Genomic DNA, 18,620 nt, shown 5'->3' on the forward strand with positions numbered 1-18,620 from the left:
GTCCGGTCACGCGACCGCCCCCGGCGAGGGGGCCGGGGGCGGGCGCGTCGGAGGGGATCGGGGATCGAGGGGTCAGGAGGTACGGCGGACGAACGGCTCCCAGATCACCTTGATCGACCGCCTCTCCTGGGCGGGGCTGGGGCGGTACTGCGCCTCGGTGCCGAAGGGCGGGGCGCCGGAGCGCAGTCTGGCGGGCTGGGCGGTGATCGCGACCCATCCAGGGTTGCCGGTCACGCAGTCCACGGGGATGCCGTCGGCCGCGAAGTCGCAGAAGGTCCGGTACACCGTGCCGTCGGTGGTGATGGTCTCCACCGCGATGTCGTTGCCGTGGTCCGCGACGGCCACACCGCAGGCGGGGGCGGCTCCCAAGGGGAGTGCCGGGGGGTCGACCGGGTGGTCACGTCGGCGTTCGGGCCGGTCGGGCCGCCAGGCCCTGTGTTGCCGGCCGGACCGGTCGGACCCGCCGGGCCGGTGTTGCCGTTGGTACCCGCCGGGCCGGTCGGGCCGGTGGGACCGGTCGGGCCCACGCACTCGATCGGGTGGTCATGGCCGCCGTGGTTGTCACCGTCGCCGCAGGACGACCGGCCGTCCTTCTGGAACTTCTCGGCGAGCTGGTGCACCATCGCGTGGACGCCGTCGCCGCCCCACGAGTCGTGCTCGCCCGGCGGACAGTGGTCCTCGCCGTGCCCGCCGTACACCTGGTGGTTCAGGTGTGGATGGTAGCCGTGCATTCCGCTCGCGAACGCCGTGCCGTGGACGACAGGACGGCCGTGATGAGCAGCGCCGCGCCGGCGGCGCGCTGTTTGCGGCGGTTGGGCACCGCCGGCTTCGGGATCTGCGTTCCGCGTGAAGACACCCAGTTCTCCTCATCCATCAGGGACCGGCAGGATGGATTGACCCGCCGAGTGACCGCCATTGATGCGGGGGCACGGTTGCCGTGCCCGGTCCGCGCTCGACTCCGCAGCCCGTCGCCCGCACCCCGAGAGGCCGTTGTGACACGACCTGACAACCCCCGTTCCGGCACGTCCCGCTCCGGCGGCCGGAAGCCCACCATCTGCCTGTGCATGATCGTCAAGGACGAGGCGAAGGTCATCGAACGCTGCCTCGGATCGGTGCGCGATCTCATCGACACCTGGGTGATCTCCGACACCGGATCCACGGACGGGACACAGGAGTTGATCCGTCGCGCGCTGGACGGGATTCCCGGCGAGCTGCACGAGGAGCCCTGGACGAACTTCGGCCACAACCGGACGCTCAACATCCGGCACGCCCGGGGGAAGGCCGACTACCTGCTGCTGATCGACGCCGACATGGTGGTGCGGCAGGAGGGCCGCTCCCCGCGCCGGCGGCCGATTCCTACATGCTGCGCCACGCCGCCGATCTGGAGTACCGGATCAAGCGGCTGGTCCGCGGCTCCATCGACTGGCGTTACGAGGGCTCCACTCACGAGTACCTGACGACGAGTCAGCAGGACCAGGCCCGCCGACCTCGACGCGCTGGTCATCGAGCACTTCGCCGACGGCGGCTCCCGCTCCGACAAGTTCGAGCGGGACGCCCGCCTGCTGCGGGAGGACCTGGAGCGCGATCCCGGCAACTCGCGCGCGGTCTTCTACCTCGCCCAGACCATGCGCGACCTCGGACGCACCGCCGAGGCGATCGAGCTGTACCGGCGGCGCGCACGGATGGGCGGCTGGGAGGAGGAGGTCTACTACGCGCTGCTCCAGGTCGGCGTACTGACGGCGGAGAGCGGCGACTGGCCGTCGGCCATGGACGCCCTGCTGCGCGCCTGGGAGAGTCGCCCGCAGCGGCTCGAAGCCTGCTACCAACTCTGCTCGCGGCTGCGCCAGATGGGCCGGTACCAGGCCGCGCACGCCTTCGCCCGGGCCGGGCTGGACCGCGACGTGCCGAACGACTGGCTGTTCACCGAGCCCTGGGTCTACCGCTGGGGCCTGCTCTTCGAGTACTCGATCGCGGCGTACCGGGTCGGTGACGCGGACAGCTCACTGGCGGCCTGCGACCGTCTGCTCGCCACCGCCGAGTTGCCCCACCCCTACCGCGAACAGACCGTCGCCAACCGGAAGTTCGCCGAGCGCTCCGCGTCGGCGTCGGTCTGAACCCGCCGGTGCTCCCTGCTGCTCAGCCGGTCCGGGTGAGCAGCACGTAGCCGTTCACGTCGGCGACGTCGCGGTACCCGTGCGCGCGGTCCCAGTTCAGCCGGTTCCGCTCGATCTCGGGCGTCAGTGGCCAGCGCTTGTTCCACGGTGTCCAGGTGTCCACCAGGATCCACTGCGAGTCGGGCCGGCCGGGCCCCCAGCCGAAGAGGCCGACGGTGGTGCGGTTGCTGAGCTGGGGCACCAGCAGGGTGGAGGCCTGGACGGTGGCACCGCCCGCGATGCGGTCCATCAGCTCGCGGGCGACGGCGAGCCGGGGGTCGGTCCGCCAGGTGGACGGCTGGACCAGCTGCCAGAACGGGAACTGCGGCAGCAGCAGCACGCAGATCGCCGCCGCGCCCAGGAGGTGGCGCTGCACACTGCCCTCCTGTGCGCGCCGGGCGGCCAGCGCCTCGACGAAGGCGGCGAAGACGATCGGCATCAGCACCAGCGAGTAGTGGTAGCCCGTGCCCCAGTGGACTGTGTTGGACGAGACGAACCGCCACACCACCGTCGGCACCGCGACCCACACCAGCGAGGAGCGCAGCGCCAGGAACACCGTGGTGGCAAGCAGGAGCACCAGCGTGGTCGCCTTGGCCTCGGGGGTGATCAGGCCGACCGTGACCTTGTACAGCAGGCCCGCCAGGACGGTGCCCCCGCTCGGTCCGCCGTCCGGGCCGCTGCCGTCCGCGCCGCTCACGTACGACCAGTAGGCGAAGTCCCCGGCCGGGTTGAAGGCCGGCAGGACCACCAGGACGGCCAGCAGCGATCCGGCCACACCGGCCGCGGCCGTGCCGAACCCAGCCTCCGGTGTCCCCGCCGGGCGATCAACAGGCCGATCACCGCGACCGTGAGCCCGAGGTCCTCCTTCACCAGCAGCAGCGGCAGCGCCCAGTACGCCGCGGCACGCGGTCTGCCGTCGCCGAGCGCGGTCAGCGAGAAGGCCAGCAGCGGTACGGCGAAGGCCACCTCGTGGAAGTCGAAACCGATCGCGCTGGCGACCCCCAGGACAGGCCGTAACAGACGCCGATCACCGCGGCGGGCCCCGAGCCCAGCGTGCGGCGGGCCCAGAAGGTCAGCGGCAGCATGCCGGCCGTGACCAGCGCGGCCTGCGCCACGAGCAGCGTCACCGGGGTGCGCCAGACCCAGTAGAACGGGGCCACCAGCGCCAGCACGGGCGAGAAGTGGTCCCCCAGCACGGGGAAACCGGGCGCCTTCAGCTCGGAGACGGGCAGGTGCCCGTCCGCGTAGGAGCGCACCACCTGCTCGAAGATGCCCAGGTCGTAGCTGTTGGAGAGCATCCGCTCGTGGATCCGCACGGACAGCGTGGTGTAGATGACGAAGAGTGCCCCGCCAGTGCCCAGACCCACCACGCGCCGCCCACGACGGGCGGCAGCAGGTGCGGCTGCGTGACCCGCCGCTCGGGGCCGGACTGCCGCGGTGGACGCGAGACGGTGCTGTCGGTGGGGGGTGCCTGCATGACCACGCCTTCCGGAAGCCGCTGTTGAGGCCGGTGCCGGTGCATCACGGGCGATGCACCGGGGCCGACGCCCATCAAGATCTCAGCAACGCTTCGGTCCGCCCGGGGAAGGGATATCGCGGGCAGCGCAGAATCAACCGATTGGCCGCAGGATGCCGAGCGTGCGCCGCACGGTTCGGGCGTGGGGCACCGGCTCAGCCCTCGCGCTGGGTGGAGGCCGTCAGTGGGGCGAAGGTCTGCCGCAGGTCGACGACCGTGGTCGGACCCTTCACCCAGGCGAGCGGGGCGTGGTGCACCCGGACCCCGGTCGGCTCCTGGAGCAGGGCCTCGCCGGCCGCGTTCTGCGGCCACTCCACCGATCCGGTGGCGGTGCGGGCGGGGACGAGCCAGTAGTCCCCCCGGGTGTACTCGCCGTCCGGCCGGAAGTACACCTGGACGCCGTCCTCCAGGTCGAGCCAGGCGCCCTCCTGGAGTTGCAGGGCGCCGCCGGCCAGCGGCAGGGCGTCCCGGCCACGGAGGGCCCGGTGGTCCCAGCGGCGCAGGAACGGGTGGCGCTCGGCCAGCCGCCCGACCCCCGGAACCGGCTCGGCGGACAGCCGTACCCGGCGGCCCGGCTGGTCGATCTCCTCCACCTGGAGCAGGTTCGCCGCCTCGTCCCGGCTGACGTACGCGCTGTCCGCGACCTCGACCCGGTCGCCGACCGAGAGGCCGAGCTTGTCGTCGTCGCCCAGCGTGCCCAGGGCGACCCAGACGCCCTCGATCGAGGCGATCGGGAGGACGACGGAGCCGTTCTCCCGGGACCACTTGAACGTGGCGCCGCCCTCGGCCGAGCCGCCGTGGTGGACCTCCACCCGGTACAGCTGGTTCTCCGGGCCCCGGTAGCCGGCCTGGGGATGCGCCAGGCACGGGTCCTCGCTCGCCCGCTCCGGTCGCCGGGCACGCGCGGCCAGCCAGGACGCGGGCCGCTCCTGCGTCTCGGCCCACTCGTCGAAGGCCTCCCGCACCCGGGACACCCCGCCGTCCGGCACGCTCAACTCCGAGGCGGGCAGGGCCAGTACCTGCCAGACGAGCTTGGCCCGGGCCGCCGTGTCGGGCATCGCCGCGCCGAGCGCGACCTCGCGGATCTCCGGGTCCTCCACGGCGGTGACGCTGCGCTCCCAGACCTTCAGGTAGACCAGGAACGGGAACTCGCCGGGCAACCGGTCGCCGGGGCGGTCCTGGTCCCGGTAGGCGTCCGGCTGTTCCCAGTACGTCCACCCGGCGGGCGCCTCCCGGGCGTCGACGCCCCAGATGCCGTCGTCGGGCACGGCGGCGCCGGGCTCGGGCCGGTCGGCCTCGCACAGGATGCCGTCCACGTAGTACCGGCCGCCGCCGATGGTGAGGTCGTCCGCGTCGTGGTTGCCCGGCACGTAGCCGATCGCGAATCCGGCCGCTCCGGCGGGCCCGCCGCGCCGGCCGATCAGGTCGGCGGCGAGCGTGCGCAGCTGGTACCGCTCGATCGCGGCCTGCTCGTTGGCATCGGCGTCGAGCTGGACCCGGCCCTGCTGGGTCAGTACCGCGGAGTAGTGCTTGCCGGGCCGGAAGGTCAGACGTGAGAAGTCTGCGTGCACGGTTTCCCTTTCGAATTCATCAGAGCAGGCCAGGATCAGAGCGGGTCAGGAGACGAAGAAGAGGCCGGCGTCGGTGCCGGCCGGCGCGTACTCGGCCAGCCGCGCCCGCAGGTTGTCCTCGCGCTGGGGCTGGAACAGGTCGTGGAAGGCGCCGAGTTCGGAGCGGTCCTCGGCGCCGCGGGTGATCTCCGGCGCGCATCCGGCGGCCGGCCGGCCGTAGCCGGGCGTGCCGTACCGGAGGCTGGTGAAGAGCGGGCGCACCCGTTGGGCTTCCGTCTCGCGCAGCCGGGCGGCCTGCGCCGGGTCCAGCTCGCCGCGCTCCACCAGCTCGGTCACCGCCGAGCGGACCTGGTCGGGCTGGCACTCGTACCGGCGGGGGGTGCGCGAGCCCGGGGGCACGTAGCAGAACCGCAGGCAGCCGATCGAGCGGCGGGCCACCCGCATCCGCCCGGTGAAGACGCTGTCCTCGGCGATCCGTACGGCGTGGGTGTGCACCTCGCCGACCACCGTGGCGCGGTGCGCGTGCAGCACCGCGTAGGCGTGTTCGCAGTCGGGCCCGGACAGCGCCGGCTGCTCGGGCCCGGTGGCGTCCAGGATGCTGTCGGCCAGGTGGATCTCCAGCGGTTCGGCGTCAACCTCGTCGCCGACGACGTGGATCGTGCCCAGGATGCTGCGCTCGATCCGGACACAGGCCGTGGTGTGGTCCAGCACCAGGCTGGGCTCCTGCGGCGAGTGCGGTTCGCAGTGCGGCTCCAGCGACCAGCCCGGCACCAGGGTGCAGTGCCGCAGGGTGACGGAGGCGAGCGGCCCGGTGACGTTGACCCCGCGACCGGTGATCAGCAGGCCGTCCAGGACGAGTCGCCCGCCCGCGCAGGTGCCGCGGACGTTGAGCGCGTCCGGTCGGTTGCTGTACCAGTCGAGCAGCCGGATCACCGGCCGGGTGCCCTCGGCGGCGCGCAGTTCGAGGCGGTCGTCGGCCTCCAGGTCGAAGTCCAGCTGCTCCTGGTAGGCGCCGCTGTGGGTGATCTCGATGACGGCGGAGCCGCCCGCGGTGCCGGCCTGCTGGTCGTCGCGCCACTGCTGGTAGGCGTCGTTGATCCGCTCGTACGGCCGGCCGGGGCCGACCTGGTAGACCGTCCGGTGCCGGGCCTCCGGGCGGTCGCGCGGGTACTCGCCGCCGCCGGTGTCGTCGCCGAACGCGTAGTGGTAGTCGACCCAGACGCCGCGGCGCGGGGCGGAGCGGGCGCCGAAGGCGATCCGGCCGAGCAGCGGGTCGACGGCCACCTGGCCGCGCTTGGGCCGGTACGTCCAGTCGGTCAGGTCGGCCACCACGATGTCGGCGGGCGGGATCGGCTCCTGGGCGCCGTCGCGCCAGATGGCGAAGCTCTTGCCGGGGCCGTAGTAGTCGGCCAGGCGCTCGGCCAGCTGCCTGCGCCGGATCGGGGCCGGCACGGTGTCGACGGTCGCGGGGTGCGCGGTCGACGGCTCCGGCTCGGGCCGGGTGACCAGCGGGGCGTCGTTGCCGAGGACCGAGAAGGTGAAGAGGTTCCTGGCCCGGTCGATGCAGTAGGCCGGTGCCCGGGTGACCGGGTACGGCTTCAGCCGCCAGACGTACAGGGCGACACCGGCCGGCGTGTAGCCGCCCTGGCGGCGGGGGGAGCCAGCCCGGCGGACGTCGACGGTGTGCGCCTGGGCGTCGAAGGGCCCGCCGAGCAGGTCCAGCACGGCGCCGCGCCGTACGTCGACCAGCCGGCCCCGGCTCAGCCGCTGCCGGTCGGCCGGCTCCTCGTCCGGGCGCAGCAGCCGCACCGGCTGGGTGCCGGCGAGCAGCCGGGAGAGTTCCACGGCCCGGGCCGGCCAGTCGGCGACCGAGGAGGACAGCTCCTCCAGCAGGGCGAGCGTGCCCTTGCGGCGGCGGTTGGCGACCGTGTTCGCGACGTCGTGGCGGGGCGCCAGCCGGGCGGCGAGCCGGTCGCGGGCCGCGGTCCGCTCCGGGGAGGCTTCGCCGTGCAGGCCGGTGGCGAGCACCTCCTCGTAGCCGGGCAGGATCCGGTAGCCGACCAGGTCGCCGAGGTAGGCGACGGCCCAGTCGGCGGCGGTCTCCACGAACCAGTCCTGGTAGCCCTGTTCGATGCCGTCGCGGACGACGTCGACCTGTTCGGCGATGACGGCCAGCAGGGCGCGCAGCGGCTCGCCCGCTTCGGCGTCCCGCAGCCGGTGCCACTGCGGCAGCAGCTCCAGCAGTCCGTCCGGGTCCCGAGTCATGCCCGGACCTCCTTGAGGATCAGTGTGTCGGGCAGATTCGGTGCCAGCATGGCGAGTTGGGCCGGGCGGATGCCGCGGAACACCGTCACCACGCGGCCGGCCGGCAGCGGGCGGGTGTCGGTGACGGCCGGGTTGAGGCGCAGCAGCTCCGCGACCGAGATGCCGTTGCGGGCGGCGATGTCGGTGAGCGTCTCGCCGGCGGCGTCCCGCACCCGGTAGCGCTGCTCGTCGAAGCGGGCGAGCCGGGCCGGGACCGTCGGCTGCGGCTGCGCGAGTTGGTCGGCCAGGTTCTCCAGGCCCTCCGGGGTGAGGCTGCCGGGCACTCCGGTGAAGGCGTCGACCTCCACCCAGTCCACGCCGGGAACGGCCTGGGCGGCGGCGAGCACCTCGGACAGGTGGGCGGGCTGGCCGAGTTGGCGTCCGGCGTAGCCGAGCCGGTCGAGCAGGGCGCGGCGCAGCGCCGGTTCGACGAGGTCCCAGGAGTGGTCCGGGGCGACCTTGACGCTCGCGGCGACGACCAGCAGGACGAGTTCGCGCAGCGCGACCTCGACCGGCAGCATCGGGTCGCCGTAGGTGGTGAGCGAGGAGTGCAGGGTGCGGATCAGGTCGGAGTCGGCGGTGAGCGGGATGTCGTTCACCCCGGCGACCGTGACGTGGACGAGCTCCCGCCTGCCGTCCGAGAGTTGGGTGGCACTGGCGCGCCCGATGCCGGCCCGGGAGCGGGTGAAGTCCTCGTAGTCGGGCACCGAGACCAGCCGGTCCAGGGCGGTGACGGCGAGCGGGATGTTGCGCCTGGCCAGGCCCGGTCCGTCCGGTCCGGCGCCGCCGGTGGCGGGCAGCGGGTTGACGACGGCGGAGACGCCGAGCGGACGGGTGGTGAGCTGGGTGATCCGGCCGGCGCCGACGTTGCCCGTCTCGCCGATGCCGATCCGGTAGCGGGCGCGGACGTTCTCCCGGCCGGTGGGCAGACGCGAACCGTGCACGCCGTCGCCGAAGGTGACGGTGGTGCGGCCGTCGGCGGCGGTTGCGGCGACGTAGACCCGTTCGTCCGGGCCGCGCCCGGCGAGGCTGTCGACCTCGTGCCAGCGCACCCCGTCGACCCGGATCTCCAGGGTGCTCTGCGCTCCCCTGGGGGTGTCGGCGGCCAGCCAGGTGAGCGGCGACTGCCAGAGGGTGAACCGCTGACCGGGGACTCCCGCGTCGCCGCTGCCGATCGCCTCGTCGCGGGTGGCGCCCTGGGTGGCGCGGACCACGTTGCCGAGGACCTGGACGGTGTCGCGCCGGTAGCGGAAGGCGAGGCGGGCGCTGAGCGTGATCGTGGTGCGGACGGTGTCCCCGGGCAGGAGCGGGTCGACGCTCTGCTCGACGCCGGCGATCATGGCCAGTTCGGTGCCGCGGACCCCGGTGGTGTGCGGGAGGTCGGTCCGCTCGCCGCTGACCGCGATCCACCGGCCGGGGGTCAGCCCGTCGTAGAGCCGGGCGAGTTCGATCCGGTCGCCGTGGACGTCCTCGGTGACCGGCTCGTCGGCGAGCCGCAGCGACTCGCCGCGTGCGTAGACGGTGGCGTCCCGGATGTGCGAGAGCTGGGTGTCCTGGTCGTCCAACCACGGCTGCTGCAGGGAGAGTTCGGTCACCTTCCCGGTGATGCCGAAGTCGGCGCGGGAGATCACGCGCACGTCCGTCACCCGGGTGATGACCTCGGCGAGGTCACGGCTGCCCGGAATGCCGCCGTCGAGGCCCTTGCGCGGGCGCTGGATCACCACCCAACTGCCGGGCGCGATCTGGTCGTACACGGCGTCGAGGGTGAGCACCGTGCCGGAGACCGGCTGCAGTTTGGTGGTGAAGACCACCTCGACGGCCGGCGCCGACTGGTCGGTGGCGGCGTAGCGGTGCACCCGGACGTTCAGCTCGCCGGACTCGCCGGTCTTCTCTTGGTCCGGGCCGAGCTGGTAGTCGAGCGCGGGGCCGGGCCCGCCGTCGACCTTCACGTGGATGCGGTTGTCGGCCTGCGGGCGGGACACGAAGACCGTGCGTTCGGGCAGCTTGGCCAGCAACTGGGCGCTGACGCCGGCCTCCGGGGCGGGCGCGGCGGCGGTCCGCAGGTGCGGCGGCGGTGGTGGCGGCTCGGTGGTGACCACCTTGACCTGGCCGGGCCCGAAGGGGAAGGTGTGGTCCCACGGCAGCGAGAAGCCGCTGTGCACCAGGCTGCCGGCCTCGACGTACGTGAAGTCGGCGGTCTTCGGGACGGTGCCGGTGTCGTCGAAGGTGATCCGGACGCTGACCAGCGTGCTGCCGGAGAGCGGCCAGTCCACGTAGCGGTCGATCCGGCCGTCGTTGCCGTAGACGGGCTTGAGCGGCGCGGTCGCGCCGAACGGCGTGGCGACCACCCGCATCGCCTGGATCTCGTGCACGGCGAGCGGCGCCGTCAGGTCGACCTGCCGCCAGGCGGGGTAGAGGCCGTCGCGCAGCCGGGGGTCGAGCGCGGACAGCAGTTGCGCGCCGAGGTCCGAGCCGGGCGCGAACAGGCGCTGCGGGTCGCGGGCGAGGTCCCGCGCACTGAGCGGGGGCCGGGCGGGGGCGGTGCGCAGCGCGGCCAGCAGCGAGCCGAGTCCGCGTACGGCCGGGTCGGCGGCCCCGGAGCCGGCGGGGTGGGGCTTGGGCTGGTCGGGGGCCTGCGGCGGCTCCAGCTGGTGGGCGCGGTCCTGCAGGCCGGTCAGTTCCTCGCCGAAGTGCCCGAACCAGTCCGCCACCGGCTGCTGGAACCGGGCCAGCTCGGCGGCCTCGGCCGCCTGGGCGATCACCGGGGTGAGTCGGTCGGCGAAGTCGGCCGGGGTGCTCAGCGGCCCGGACGGCCGGTCGAGGTCGTCGCGCAGCGGGGCGAGCACCTGGGTGTCGAAGTCCTGGATGATCCGGCTGTGGCCGGGCCGGGGGTTCGGGCTGCCCTCGGAAACGGTGATCCAGTCGGCGAGTTCGGCGCGCAGGTCCTTGAGGGTGCGCAGGTCCCGGGGCAGCCCGATCACCGTGACGTCGTTCTCGCGGTCGAGCCGTACCTCGGGCACCAGCCGCAGCATCCGGTGGACCGGGTCGGCGGCCTTGTCGGCGCTGAAGACGAACAGCAGCCGGTCACCGGGCTTGAGGTTGTTCGCGGTGCCGGCGGCGAAGAGCTCGGCGCGTCCGCCGGGGTTCAGCTGGCCGGGCGTCAGCTGGTACGGGCGGCGGCGCAGCACGGCCAGTTCGTTCCAGGCCGAGCGGGCGGCGAGGTCCTCGGCGGTCTCGAAGGACTGCGGGTCCTCGCCCGGGCCGGGGACGCTCTGGCTGCGGGCGCCGCGCGGAACGACCACGGTCGGGTCCTCGGCCGCCCGCGGGTCGTGGTCGAGCGAGTAGGCGAGGTAGGTGTCGGCGGCCACGCCGGGCCGGGGCCGGTGCCCGACCAGCCGGCCGAGCAGGGCGAGCGAGGTCTCCTCGGTGGCGGTGCGCAGGTAGCCCTCGTTGGCGATCCGTTCCGAGTAGAAGGTGAGCACGTCGGCGAGCACGGCCCAGGCGTCCAGCAGCGCGATCGCCGGGTCGTCCGGGGTGCGGACGGTCAGGTCGCGCAGCGCCGGGTAGGCGGGGCCGGACAGCCGGGCGAGCAGACTGTCGAGGAACTCGCCGTAGTGGCCGACCCGGTAGGCGATGGCGTCCAGCCCGGGCGGGTTGAACACCGGGGCCGGGGTCGCGGTGGCGGTGCCCGAGCAGCCGCAGGTGCACTGGCCGGTCATCGGCCACCTCCGATCACGATCGAGAGTCGGCCGTTCTCCGGCCAGTCGGGGTCGTTGTCGCAACTGGCGATCTCCAGCGCGCCGAGCCTCAGCAGCCCGTCGGCCGGCTCGTCGTCGTCGCGCCCGAACTGCCGCCGCAGCCTGGTCACCTGGGCGCTGAGCACGCCCGGCACGGCGGCGGCCGCGGCCACCAGCCGGGAGACCCGTACCGGTTCGCCGAAGCCCAGCGCGTCCGGGTGGAAGAAGCCGAGGCGGCCGTCCGGCAGGGTGCGGTTGCCCAGCACCCGGCGCAACTCGGCGAGGACGTGGCCGCGTTGGTAGCCGGTGGCGGCGCAGATCCGCAGTTCGAGGTCGAGCGGCACCAGGAGGGCGGGGCGGACGACCAGGTCGTGACCGATCCGGCGGTACGCCTCCAGGCCGTGTCCGACCGCCTCCAGCAGGGCGGTGTCGGCCACGGCGTGTCCGAACGGCTCGACGGCGACGTGCACTTCCTGCACGCTGCCGGTCCAGCGGAGTTCGGCCGCGGCCCGCCGGACGCCCGGCAGGGCGGCGGCCAGCTCCGCGTAGTCGGCGGCCGTGACGGCGCGCAGCCGGGTGCGGCTGAGGGCGAGCGGGGCGAGCTGCCTGACCTGGTCGAGCGGTTCGGGCTCGACACCGCCGGCCGCGGGCAGCGGGTTGCGGACCAGCAGCACCGCGTCCTGCGGCCGGGTGGCGGTGCTGCTCCGGTTCGAGCGGGGCGGCTGGTCCTGGCAGATCACCAGGTGGTTGATGGCCTCCGCGCCCACGTTGCCGGCCGTGCCGTTGCCGATGCGGTACGCGACCCGCAGCTCCGTGCCGGGCCCGGGCGGCAGGCCGTGGCGGCCGTCGCCGAAGCGCAGCGCGAGGCGCCCGTCGTCCTCCAGCTCGCCCACGAAGTGCCGGTCCCGCCGGCCGTCGGCGAGCAGGTCCCGGCGGGGCGTCCACTCCTGGCCCGCGATGCCGGCCCGGACTTCGGGCAGTGCGGCGCGCGGGTCCTGGACGGCGATGCCGGCCGCCGGGCCGGCCAGCACGGGGGAGTCGGGGTCGAGCCCGGCGGCGTACCGGGCGCCCCAGCTCTGCGCCACCTCCCAGACGGTGGGCTGCCGGAGCACCGCGCCGGAGCGGGCCCGCGCGGTGAGCACCTCCAGGCGGCGCAGCTTGCCGGCGAGCAGGTGGGTGCGGCGGGCCAGCAGCTCGCGCAGCCCGGCGGCGGGCCGGTCGGCGAGGTGCAGCTCCTGCACCACCTGGGCACCGAAGAGCAGGGTCAGTTCGGCGAGTTCGGCCCGGGAGAGGACGTGGCCGTCGCCCACCCGGTGCCACAGTTCCTCCAGCCGCAGCCGGACCCGCTCCGGAATGCCGGCGAGCAGGGCGGCCTGGCCGGCGCCGACGTGCGCCGGGTCCGGGTAGGCGGCCGCCTGGGTGACCGGCGCGTAGCGCAGCAGCGGGCGGAAGGGCTGCGGCAGGACGGGGTAGCGGCTCTGGTCGAGCAGCGTCTCCAGCGCGGCCGCCTGGGCGTCGGCCGTGGGCGGCTCGACCACGGCGCCCCGGCCGTCCTCGCCCTCCGCGTTCGCGCCGGGCGCGAGCTGGATGCCCAGCCCGGACCGGCGGACCGCCGCCTCGCCGAGCAGCGCGTACAGACCGCGGACCTGATCGGGGCCGAGCTGGCGGCCGGTGCGGGCCTGGTCGAGCAGTTCACGGATCGCCTCCGCCGCGGGGCTGCCCTCGGCGCGGTCCGCACAGCCGGATTCGCCCGGCCCGCAGGGCGGCACGCGGACCGGCTCCGGCGGTACCGCGAAGGTCTCCGGGGCGCCGCCGCAGAAGGTGAGCGAGCGGCCGTGGTCGACCAGGGCGACGTTGCCGCGGGCGATGCTCACGTCGTCGATCGGGCCGCAGTCGCTGCCGCCGTGCGTGGACAGGCAGACCGGGAAGGTGAGCGCGTCCTCCGGCGCCCAGGTGACCTCGACGACGGGCTGCTCGTACAGTTCGTCGACCAGGTGGGTGACCGAGGTGAGCCGGACGGCCTGGCGGTGCGCGGGGTCGGCGTCGGCGGCCGCGCCGGTGCGCGGGCCGAGCACCTCCTCGATGATCAGCAGGTCGCCGGGGCGCAGCGCCAGGTGCCCGGTGCGGGCCTCCGGCTGGTCGGCCTCGTGCCGGTCGTCGCGCAGGGCGGCGGAGGTCGCCCCCCGGGGCAGGACGCAGTCCTGGTCGCCCCAGGTCCAGAACCGGATGGTGTTGTGCGCCGGATGCAGCACCAGGTCTGCCCCGCCGAGCGGCTCGAACACCTCGACGGCGGCGGTTCGGGCGAGCGTGTCCAGCTCCTCGTCCGGGATCACCGTGGACAGCTCCGGTCGCTCCTGCGGGCCGAGCCGGCTGACGTCGACGGCGGCGAAGCGGAAGGTTCCGGGCCGGAGGGTGAGGGGGCGGTCCGCCGTCAGGGCGACGAACGCCCGGGCGTTGCAGCCGTCGTGCACGGGGTAGTCGATCAGCCGGACGTGCCGGCGGACCGACACCCGGCGGCGGGCGGTGTCGAGGTACGCCTCGGTCGCCACCGCGTCCTGCTGGTAGGCGAGTCGGTCGGCGGTGTAGGCGAGCAGCTCGACCAGGGTGATGCCGAGGTCGGGCAGGTGCCGCTCGGTCCAGCCGGGGGTGGTGAGGCTCATCCGGTCCAGCACGAGCCGCCGCAGGCTCTCGTAGTCGCGGGCGGTGTAGTCGATGACCGGGGCCGGCCGGACGGCGGGCGGGCAGCTCTCCTCGGTGCGGCAGTCGTACGGGGAGGGGCAGTTCGCGCCGAAGGAGAACCCGGTGCTCGCGTACCTCGGGTCGAAGCCCGGGTACGGGCGGGTGCCGGGGCGGCCGTAGGCGTCCGGCTCGACCACGCTCAGCCGGTAGCGGGAGGTGTCGCCGGCCCGGTCCAGGGTGACGTGCATCCAGTCGTCCAGCTCCGGGTCGTCCGCGCGCTCGATGTCGACCGCGAGGGCGCGCAGGCCGGTGATCCGGCGGCCGCCGTCGACGCGGATGTTCTCCGGGCCCAGCTCGCCCGGCGCCCGGCCGAGGAAGGTCACGGTGAGCGTGCGGCCGTCGTCGCTGATCTCGGCGCCGTCCAGGCCGAGCAGGTGCGCCGCGCGCACGTCGGTGCGGCGGAGTTCGGTGCCGCACTGGGTGGTCGGGAGCTCCGATGGCCCGGTCATGCCGTCACCCCGCCCTCGAACACGTCGTGCCGCTGCGTGCCGGTCCGGCGGACGACGTACGCCAGCTCGACCCGCACCACGTTGTCCTCGCTCTCCACGTCGAGCGAGGCGACCTCGATCACGTCGCCGAGCCACCGTTGCAGCGCCGCCTGGACGGACAGTTGCAGGGTGGCCGCCAGCTCCGGACTGTTGGGGGCGAAGACCAGGTCGAGCAGTCCGCAGCCGAAGTCCGGGTGCATGACGCGCTCGCCGGGGCTGGTGAACAGCAACTGCTCGATCAGGTCACGCACATGGTCGTCGTACGCCGCCTCGGCGGTGCGCCCGCGGCTGTCGCTCCGGAACGGGAACGCGATGTCCGTCCGGGCCGGGCCGGGCACCGGCGCGATCGGCTCGGCGCCGGGCCGGGAGTGCTGTGTGATGTTCATACCCCATCCACCCGCTGTTGGACGACGGTCACGATCGGCGGTCCCTGCGGGATCTGCTCGGCGCTCTGGCACAGTCCGACGGCGGACTGCGGCAGCGCGGGGGAGCCGTTCACCCGGATCCGGGCGGACGGCAGCACCCAGCGGATCGTGACGCAGGGCTGCGGCTTGCCCGCCACGTTGAACGGGCAACCGGTCACGGTGTACAGGTCGGCCGTGCTGGTGACGGCCTGTCCGGCGACCAGCACCCGGGCCTGGGCGGGCTGGGCCGTCGCCTGGGCGCCGTGCGGGCAGGTCACCGTCGCATTGACGTGCAGCAGCTTTCCGGACAAGACAGTCTCCCCCGTCAGGTCACGCTCAGCGCGTCCTGGTTGATGGTTACGGTGGCCCCGACGAGCGAGATCGAGGCCCCCTGGCCGTTGCTGATCTGGATGCCCGAGTCGTTGATCACGATCGAGGCCCCGCCCGGCGTACGGAGCGTGATCCCCGTGGTCGGGTCGTCGGACAGCACGATCACCCGCCGCCCGGAGGTCTCCAGCACCACGTTCGGGGCGCCCGGCGGGCCGGTCGTCGCCTCCACCGGGACCTCCGAGGCGGAGCCGTACCAGCAGCCCGTCCAGACCGGGTAGCTCTGGTCGCCCTGCTCGAACTCCAGCCACACGCCCGCCCCGACCGGTGGGACCGCGTAGTGCCCCATCCCCGGGCCGGCCACCGGGAAGCACGGCATCGCCCAGGTCGACACGGCATCGCCCAGCACGTCGGGCACCTGGGCCTGGATGCGGCCGATCCCGAGCGGGTCGGCGTTGTTCGCCACCGTCGCCCGGAACTTGCCGAGGTAGCGAGTCGGTTCGGCCATGCTGGTAACTCCTGCGGATCGGGGCGGCGTTACGGGACTGCGGGCTTTCGGGACTGCGGGCTTACGGGACTGCGGCGTTACGGGACTGCGGGCTTACGGGACTGCGGCCCTACGGGACGACGGTCGGTTGGAGGGCGATCAGGCCCTCGCGGGTCAGCGTGAAGTTCTGGGTGTACGAGCCGCGCTTGAGGTTGTGGGTGACGCTCTTGACGAAGTACAGGCCGTCGTAGGTGAGCCCGGCGCCGCGGACGCCGACCAGCTCGCGCGGCCGCAGGACGTGCCCGTACCGGACGACGTCGAGCTGGCCCGAGCCGGAGACGGCGTCCGCCGACTGCATCGCCTTGGCGATGGTCTCGGCGATGGCCTGGGTGGTGTCCTTCTTGGCGGTGTCGGCGATGACCTTCTTCTTCAGCGCGGGCGCCGGCCTGAGCGCGAGCGGCGGCCGCAGGATGCTGACCTCCGGCACCGGCAGGATGGTCGACACCTTGGTCGCCGGGAGCTGGATGCGGGCCTCCGGCTCCTCGCGGGCGGTGCCGTCGAAGGCGAAGGTGAGCTGGTCGACGTTGGACAGCGCGTCCATGTTCACGTTCAGCGCGTGCTGCGGGACGCCGAGCCGGTTCTCCGGCCCCCAGTAGGCGCGGCTCATGCCGGGGACCGGGCCGGGGTCGAGGTAGAACACGTAACCGTTGGCCTTCGCCAGCTCGTTGACGTAGCCGAGGTCGGTGCCCTTCTGGAAGTCGATCCGCCGGGTGGGCATCGGCGTCTGCGGCACCAGCTCGGGGATGACCAGCGGCATCATGCCGTACTGCCCGTACTTGCCGATGATCGCGGCGACCCGGGCCGCCGGGGACATCGCGGGGAAGGGCACGCCGGCCTGCTCCTCCAGGTCCATCAGCACCGTCAGGTCCTCGCCGGTGACGGTGAGCGTGGACTGGCCGGGCTGGTTGCTGATGCCGACCTCCTGGCGGATGATCACACCGTCCATCAGCACGGTCGGGGTGCCCGTGACGACGACCATCAGCACGACCCGGATCTTCGGGTCGAAGAAGCCGCCCGGCAGCAGTGCGGTGTTGATCAGACCGTGCTTCGACAGGTCGAAGGCCAGCTGGAACCCGCTGCGCTGCCCGGACGCCACCGTGACCTGCGCCGACAGCAGGGCGTCCGTCACCGGCTGCGGCACCGGCACCGGGATCTGCGGGCCCATCAGCAGAGTGAGGTGGATCGACCCGACCGACCCGCCCCCCGTCACGGCCGAGACGTCAGGCATTCCCCACCCCTGGCACCCCACCGGGCAGCGCGATGGTGATCCGGCGGCCCGGCGTCGCGGTCAACTCCCGTGGATCGATCACCGGGTTGGCGTCGGCGATCCGCCACCACTGGTCGGCGCTGCCGAGGTAGCGGTAGGCGAGCAGATCGGCGCGCTCGCCGGCGCTCACCGTGTGCTCGGCGAGCGGGGTCAGGCCGTCCGTGCTCGGCAGCAACCGCCGCCGTAGATAGGGCACTTGACGCCCATCCGGCTCGGTGTGCAGCGCGACCGGGATGCCGTGGTACCGGCTGGTCAGCGGGTACGGCGAGGGCGCGGGCAACGCGTCGAGCGGGTGGTCGGTGGTCATCCCAGTCCTCCTTTGAGGCCGAGCGCACTCAGCCGGCCGCCGGCCGCGGTGCCGACCAGGCGCTCCTTCTGTGCCAGGTGCGCGAGATACAGCTCGGCCCCGTGGTGGCCGGTCGGCAGATCGCTGACGGTCAGAACGCGCAGACCGATGGCCACGGACGCCCTGATCGGGTTCAGCTCGGCGTCGAACGCCTGCTCGCTGATGGTGAGTTCGGTCAGCCGAACCGGCAGGATCCGCTTGCTGCCCCAGGTGAAGAGGGTGAGCGGGGCCTCCACCGGCGTGATCTCCAAGGTGCCCGCTGCGGCGAGCAGTTGATTGGCCCTCAGGTCACCACTGGCCGGCTGCGCCAACAACTCCAGGGTGGCCAGCTGCGGATGGATCCCGTCGGGGGAGGGCACGTCCAACTGATCGGTCGCGTCCAGCTCCGCCGTGAACTTCCACGTCTCCACGGCCGGCCCCTTCAGCCGCAGCGCCTCCGTCCGGTCCCCGCTCCCGTCGGCTCCTGCGACCTGGGGAGCCAGCGACCGTTCGAGGCTGTCCGGGTTGAACTGCAGCACGATGACCCGCTGCGGCGTCCCCCGCTGCGGATCGACGATGACCAGCCCGGACCTGATCGGCTTGGGGGCGTCGGTGTACCCGGTCATGTCAGCCCCGCCTCCGCATAGGCTTCGAGAGTTGCACGCGCGGTGTCCCTGACTTCCGGATCCGAATCATTTCTGGCCAATTCGGAGAGACGTGGCACAAAGGCACGGAGTCCGTAGCTGGCAGCCGCAAGGACACCGGCATCGCGGATGGCGGGGTCCGAATTTCCCATGGAATTGAGCACCCGTGAATAGAAATCATCATCATAGGACGGTGGGGCGCCCAGAGCGAGCCGGAGGACGGCATGGGGGCCTTCTTTCGAGCCGCCTGCAATGTCATAGAAGCGAATCAGATCGTCGTAGCTCCACGGTCGGAGGGATTCCTCGCACGACTCGATCGCCGCCATGACGTCATCCTCGTCGTTCCCGAACACCTGGACGTAGCGACAGCGGGATGTCCCATCCTCGCCCTGTACCACCTTCAGGTCGGCTCCGATCAACCACTCCACCTCCCTCCTGCCGCCGAAGAAGTCCCGCACAACCCTTGCGTCCGCCGACCCACCCAGAGCTCGGATCGCGTTCTCGACATCTGCAGGATTCTGACCCTCCCGGAGGATCATCCGACGACTTCTCAGCTCCATGACTGCCATCTTTCCTTACTGTGATTCTCGGGCGGCCC

15 protein-coding genes and 1 pseudogene are annotated in these 18,620 nt (G+C 73.2%); 2 read left to right on the top strand and 14 right to left on the bottom strand.

Translation table 11 applies throughout. The features are described from left to right. Positions 1-72: 72 nt before the first annotated feature. A complete protein-coding gene (locus tag OP86_RS01500; protein WP_167344184.1) occupies positions 73-369 on the bottom strand; it encodes a hypothetical protein in 297 nt (98 codons plus the stop codon). A gap of 176 nt (positions 370-545) precedes the next feature. Here OP86_RS01500 and OP86_RS37640 point away from each other — a divergent pair, with 176 nt between their 5' ends. Together OP86_RS37640 and OP86_RS37645 are read left to right on the top strand one after the other, a co-directional pair. Beyond that, positions 546-1,457, top strand: coding sequence for a glycosyltransferase (locus tag OP86_RS37640; protein ID WP_245231762.1), 912 nt, complete (start codon positions 546-548; stop codon positions 1,455-1,457). Positions 1,458-1,625: 168 nt separating this feature from the next. Beyond that, positions 1,626-2,114, top strand: a complete 489-nt coding sequence (locus tag OP86_RS37645) for a hypothetical protein (protein ID WP_245231763.1) — start codon at positions 1,626-1,628, stop codon at positions 2,112-2,114. Positions 2,115-2,136: 22 nt separating this feature from the next. Here the strand turns inward: OP86_RS37645 and OP86_RS38620 are convergent, their stop codons facing one another. From OP86_RS38620 to OP86_RS01565, 13 genes and pseudogenes are all read right to left on the bottom strand, one after another. Next, a complete protein-coding gene (locus OP86_RS38620) occupies positions 2,137-2,928 on the bottom strand; it encodes a DUF2079 domain-containing protein (RefSeq protein ID WP_280921410.1) in 792 nt (263 codons plus the stop codon). Further along, positions 2,847-3,451 (bottom strand): annotated as a pseudogene (locus OP86_RS39085) (DUF2079 domain-containing protein). Before OP86_RS39085 ends, OP86_RS38620 begins: the two are co-directional and overlap by 82 nt. Positions 3,452-3,824: 373 nt before the next feature. Further along, the gene (locus OP86_RS01515) at positions 3,825-5,240 is read right to left on the bottom strand and encodes a DUF6519 domain-containing protein (RefSeq protein WP_051829536.1); all 1,416 of its coding nucleotides are present in this window, start codon (positions 5,238-5,240) and stop codon (positions 3,825-3,827) included. A 45-nt stretch (positions 5,241-5,285) separates the two neighbouring features. Beyond that, on the bottom strand, positions 5,286-7,505 hold the full coding sequence (locus OP86_RS01520; RefSeq protein WP_033330601.1) for a hypothetical protein: 2,220 nt from the start codon (positions 7,503-7,505) through the stop codon (positions 5,286-5,288). Next, positions 7,502-11,263, bottom strand: a complete 3,762-nt coding sequence (locus OP86_RS01525; RefSeq protein WP_033330603.1) for a putative baseplate assembly protein — start codon at positions 11,261-11,263, stop codon at positions 7,502-7,504. Before OP86_RS01525 ends, OP86_RS01520 begins: the two co-directional genes overlap by 4 nt. Continuing rightward, positions 11,260-14,469 (bottom strand): putative baseplate assembly protein, encoded by a 3,210-nt coding sequence (locus OP86_RS01530; RefSeq protein ID WP_033330605.1) that lies wholly within the window; start codon positions 14,467-14,469, stop codon positions 11,260-11,262. Before OP86_RS01530 ends, OP86_RS01525 begins: the two co-directional genes overlap by 4 nt. Continuing rightward, positions 14,466-14,894 (bottom strand): GPW/gp25 family protein, encoded by a 429-nt coding sequence (locus tag OP86_RS01535; RefSeq protein WP_078653542.1) that lies wholly within the window; start codon positions 14,892-14,894, stop codon positions 14,466-14,468. The genes OP86_RS01530 and OP86_RS01535 overlap by 4 nt, the downstream gene beginning before the upstream one ends. Next, positions 14,891-15,223 (bottom strand): hypothetical protein, encoded by a 333-nt coding sequence (locus OP86_RS01540; protein WP_030057346.1) that lies wholly within the window; start codon positions 15,221-15,223, stop codon positions 14,891-14,893. The genes OP86_RS01535 and OP86_RS01540 overlap by 4 nt, the downstream gene beginning before the upstream one ends. 14 nt (positions 15,224-15,237) lie before the next feature. After that, positions 15,238-15,747, bottom strand: coding sequence for a phage baseplate assembly protein V (locus tag OP86_RS01545; protein ID WP_030057347.1), 510 nt, complete (start codon positions 15,745-15,747; stop codon positions 15,238-15,240). A gap of 109 nt (positions 15,748-15,856) precedes the next feature. Next, positions 15,857-17,014, bottom strand: a complete 1,158-nt coding sequence (locus OP86_RS01550; RefSeq protein WP_051829537.1) for a hypothetical protein — start codon at positions 17,012-17,014, stop codon at positions 15,857-15,859. Next, positions 17,007-17,360 (bottom strand): LysM peptidoglycan-binding domain-containing protein, encoded by a 354-nt coding sequence (locus tag OP86_RS01555; RefSeq protein WP_030057349.1) that lies wholly within the window; start codon positions 17,358-17,360, stop codon positions 17,007-17,009. Before OP86_RS01555 ends, OP86_RS01550 begins: the two co-directional genes overlap by 8 nt. Then, positions 17,357-18,004, bottom strand: a complete 648-nt coding sequence (locus OP86_RS01560; RefSeq protein ID WP_030057350.1) for a CIS tube protein — start codon at positions 18,002-18,004, stop codon at positions 17,357-17,359. Before OP86_RS01560 ends, OP86_RS01555 begins: the two co-directional genes overlap by 4 nt. After that, positions 18,001-18,591, bottom strand: a complete 591-nt coding sequence (locus OP86_RS01565; RefSeq protein WP_157849640.1) for a HEAT repeat domain-containing protein — start codon at positions 18,589-18,591, stop codon at positions 18,001-18,003. Before OP86_RS01565 ends, OP86_RS01560 begins: the two co-directional genes overlap by 4 nt. Between the last annotated feature and the right edge of the window lie 29 nt (positions 18,592-18,620).

The sequence above is a fragment of the Streptomyces novaecaesareae genome, from assembly GCF_000716875.1.
GTDB lineage: Bacteria > Actinomycetota > Actinomycetes > Streptomycetales > Streptomycetaceae > Kitasatospora > Kitasatospora novaecaesareae.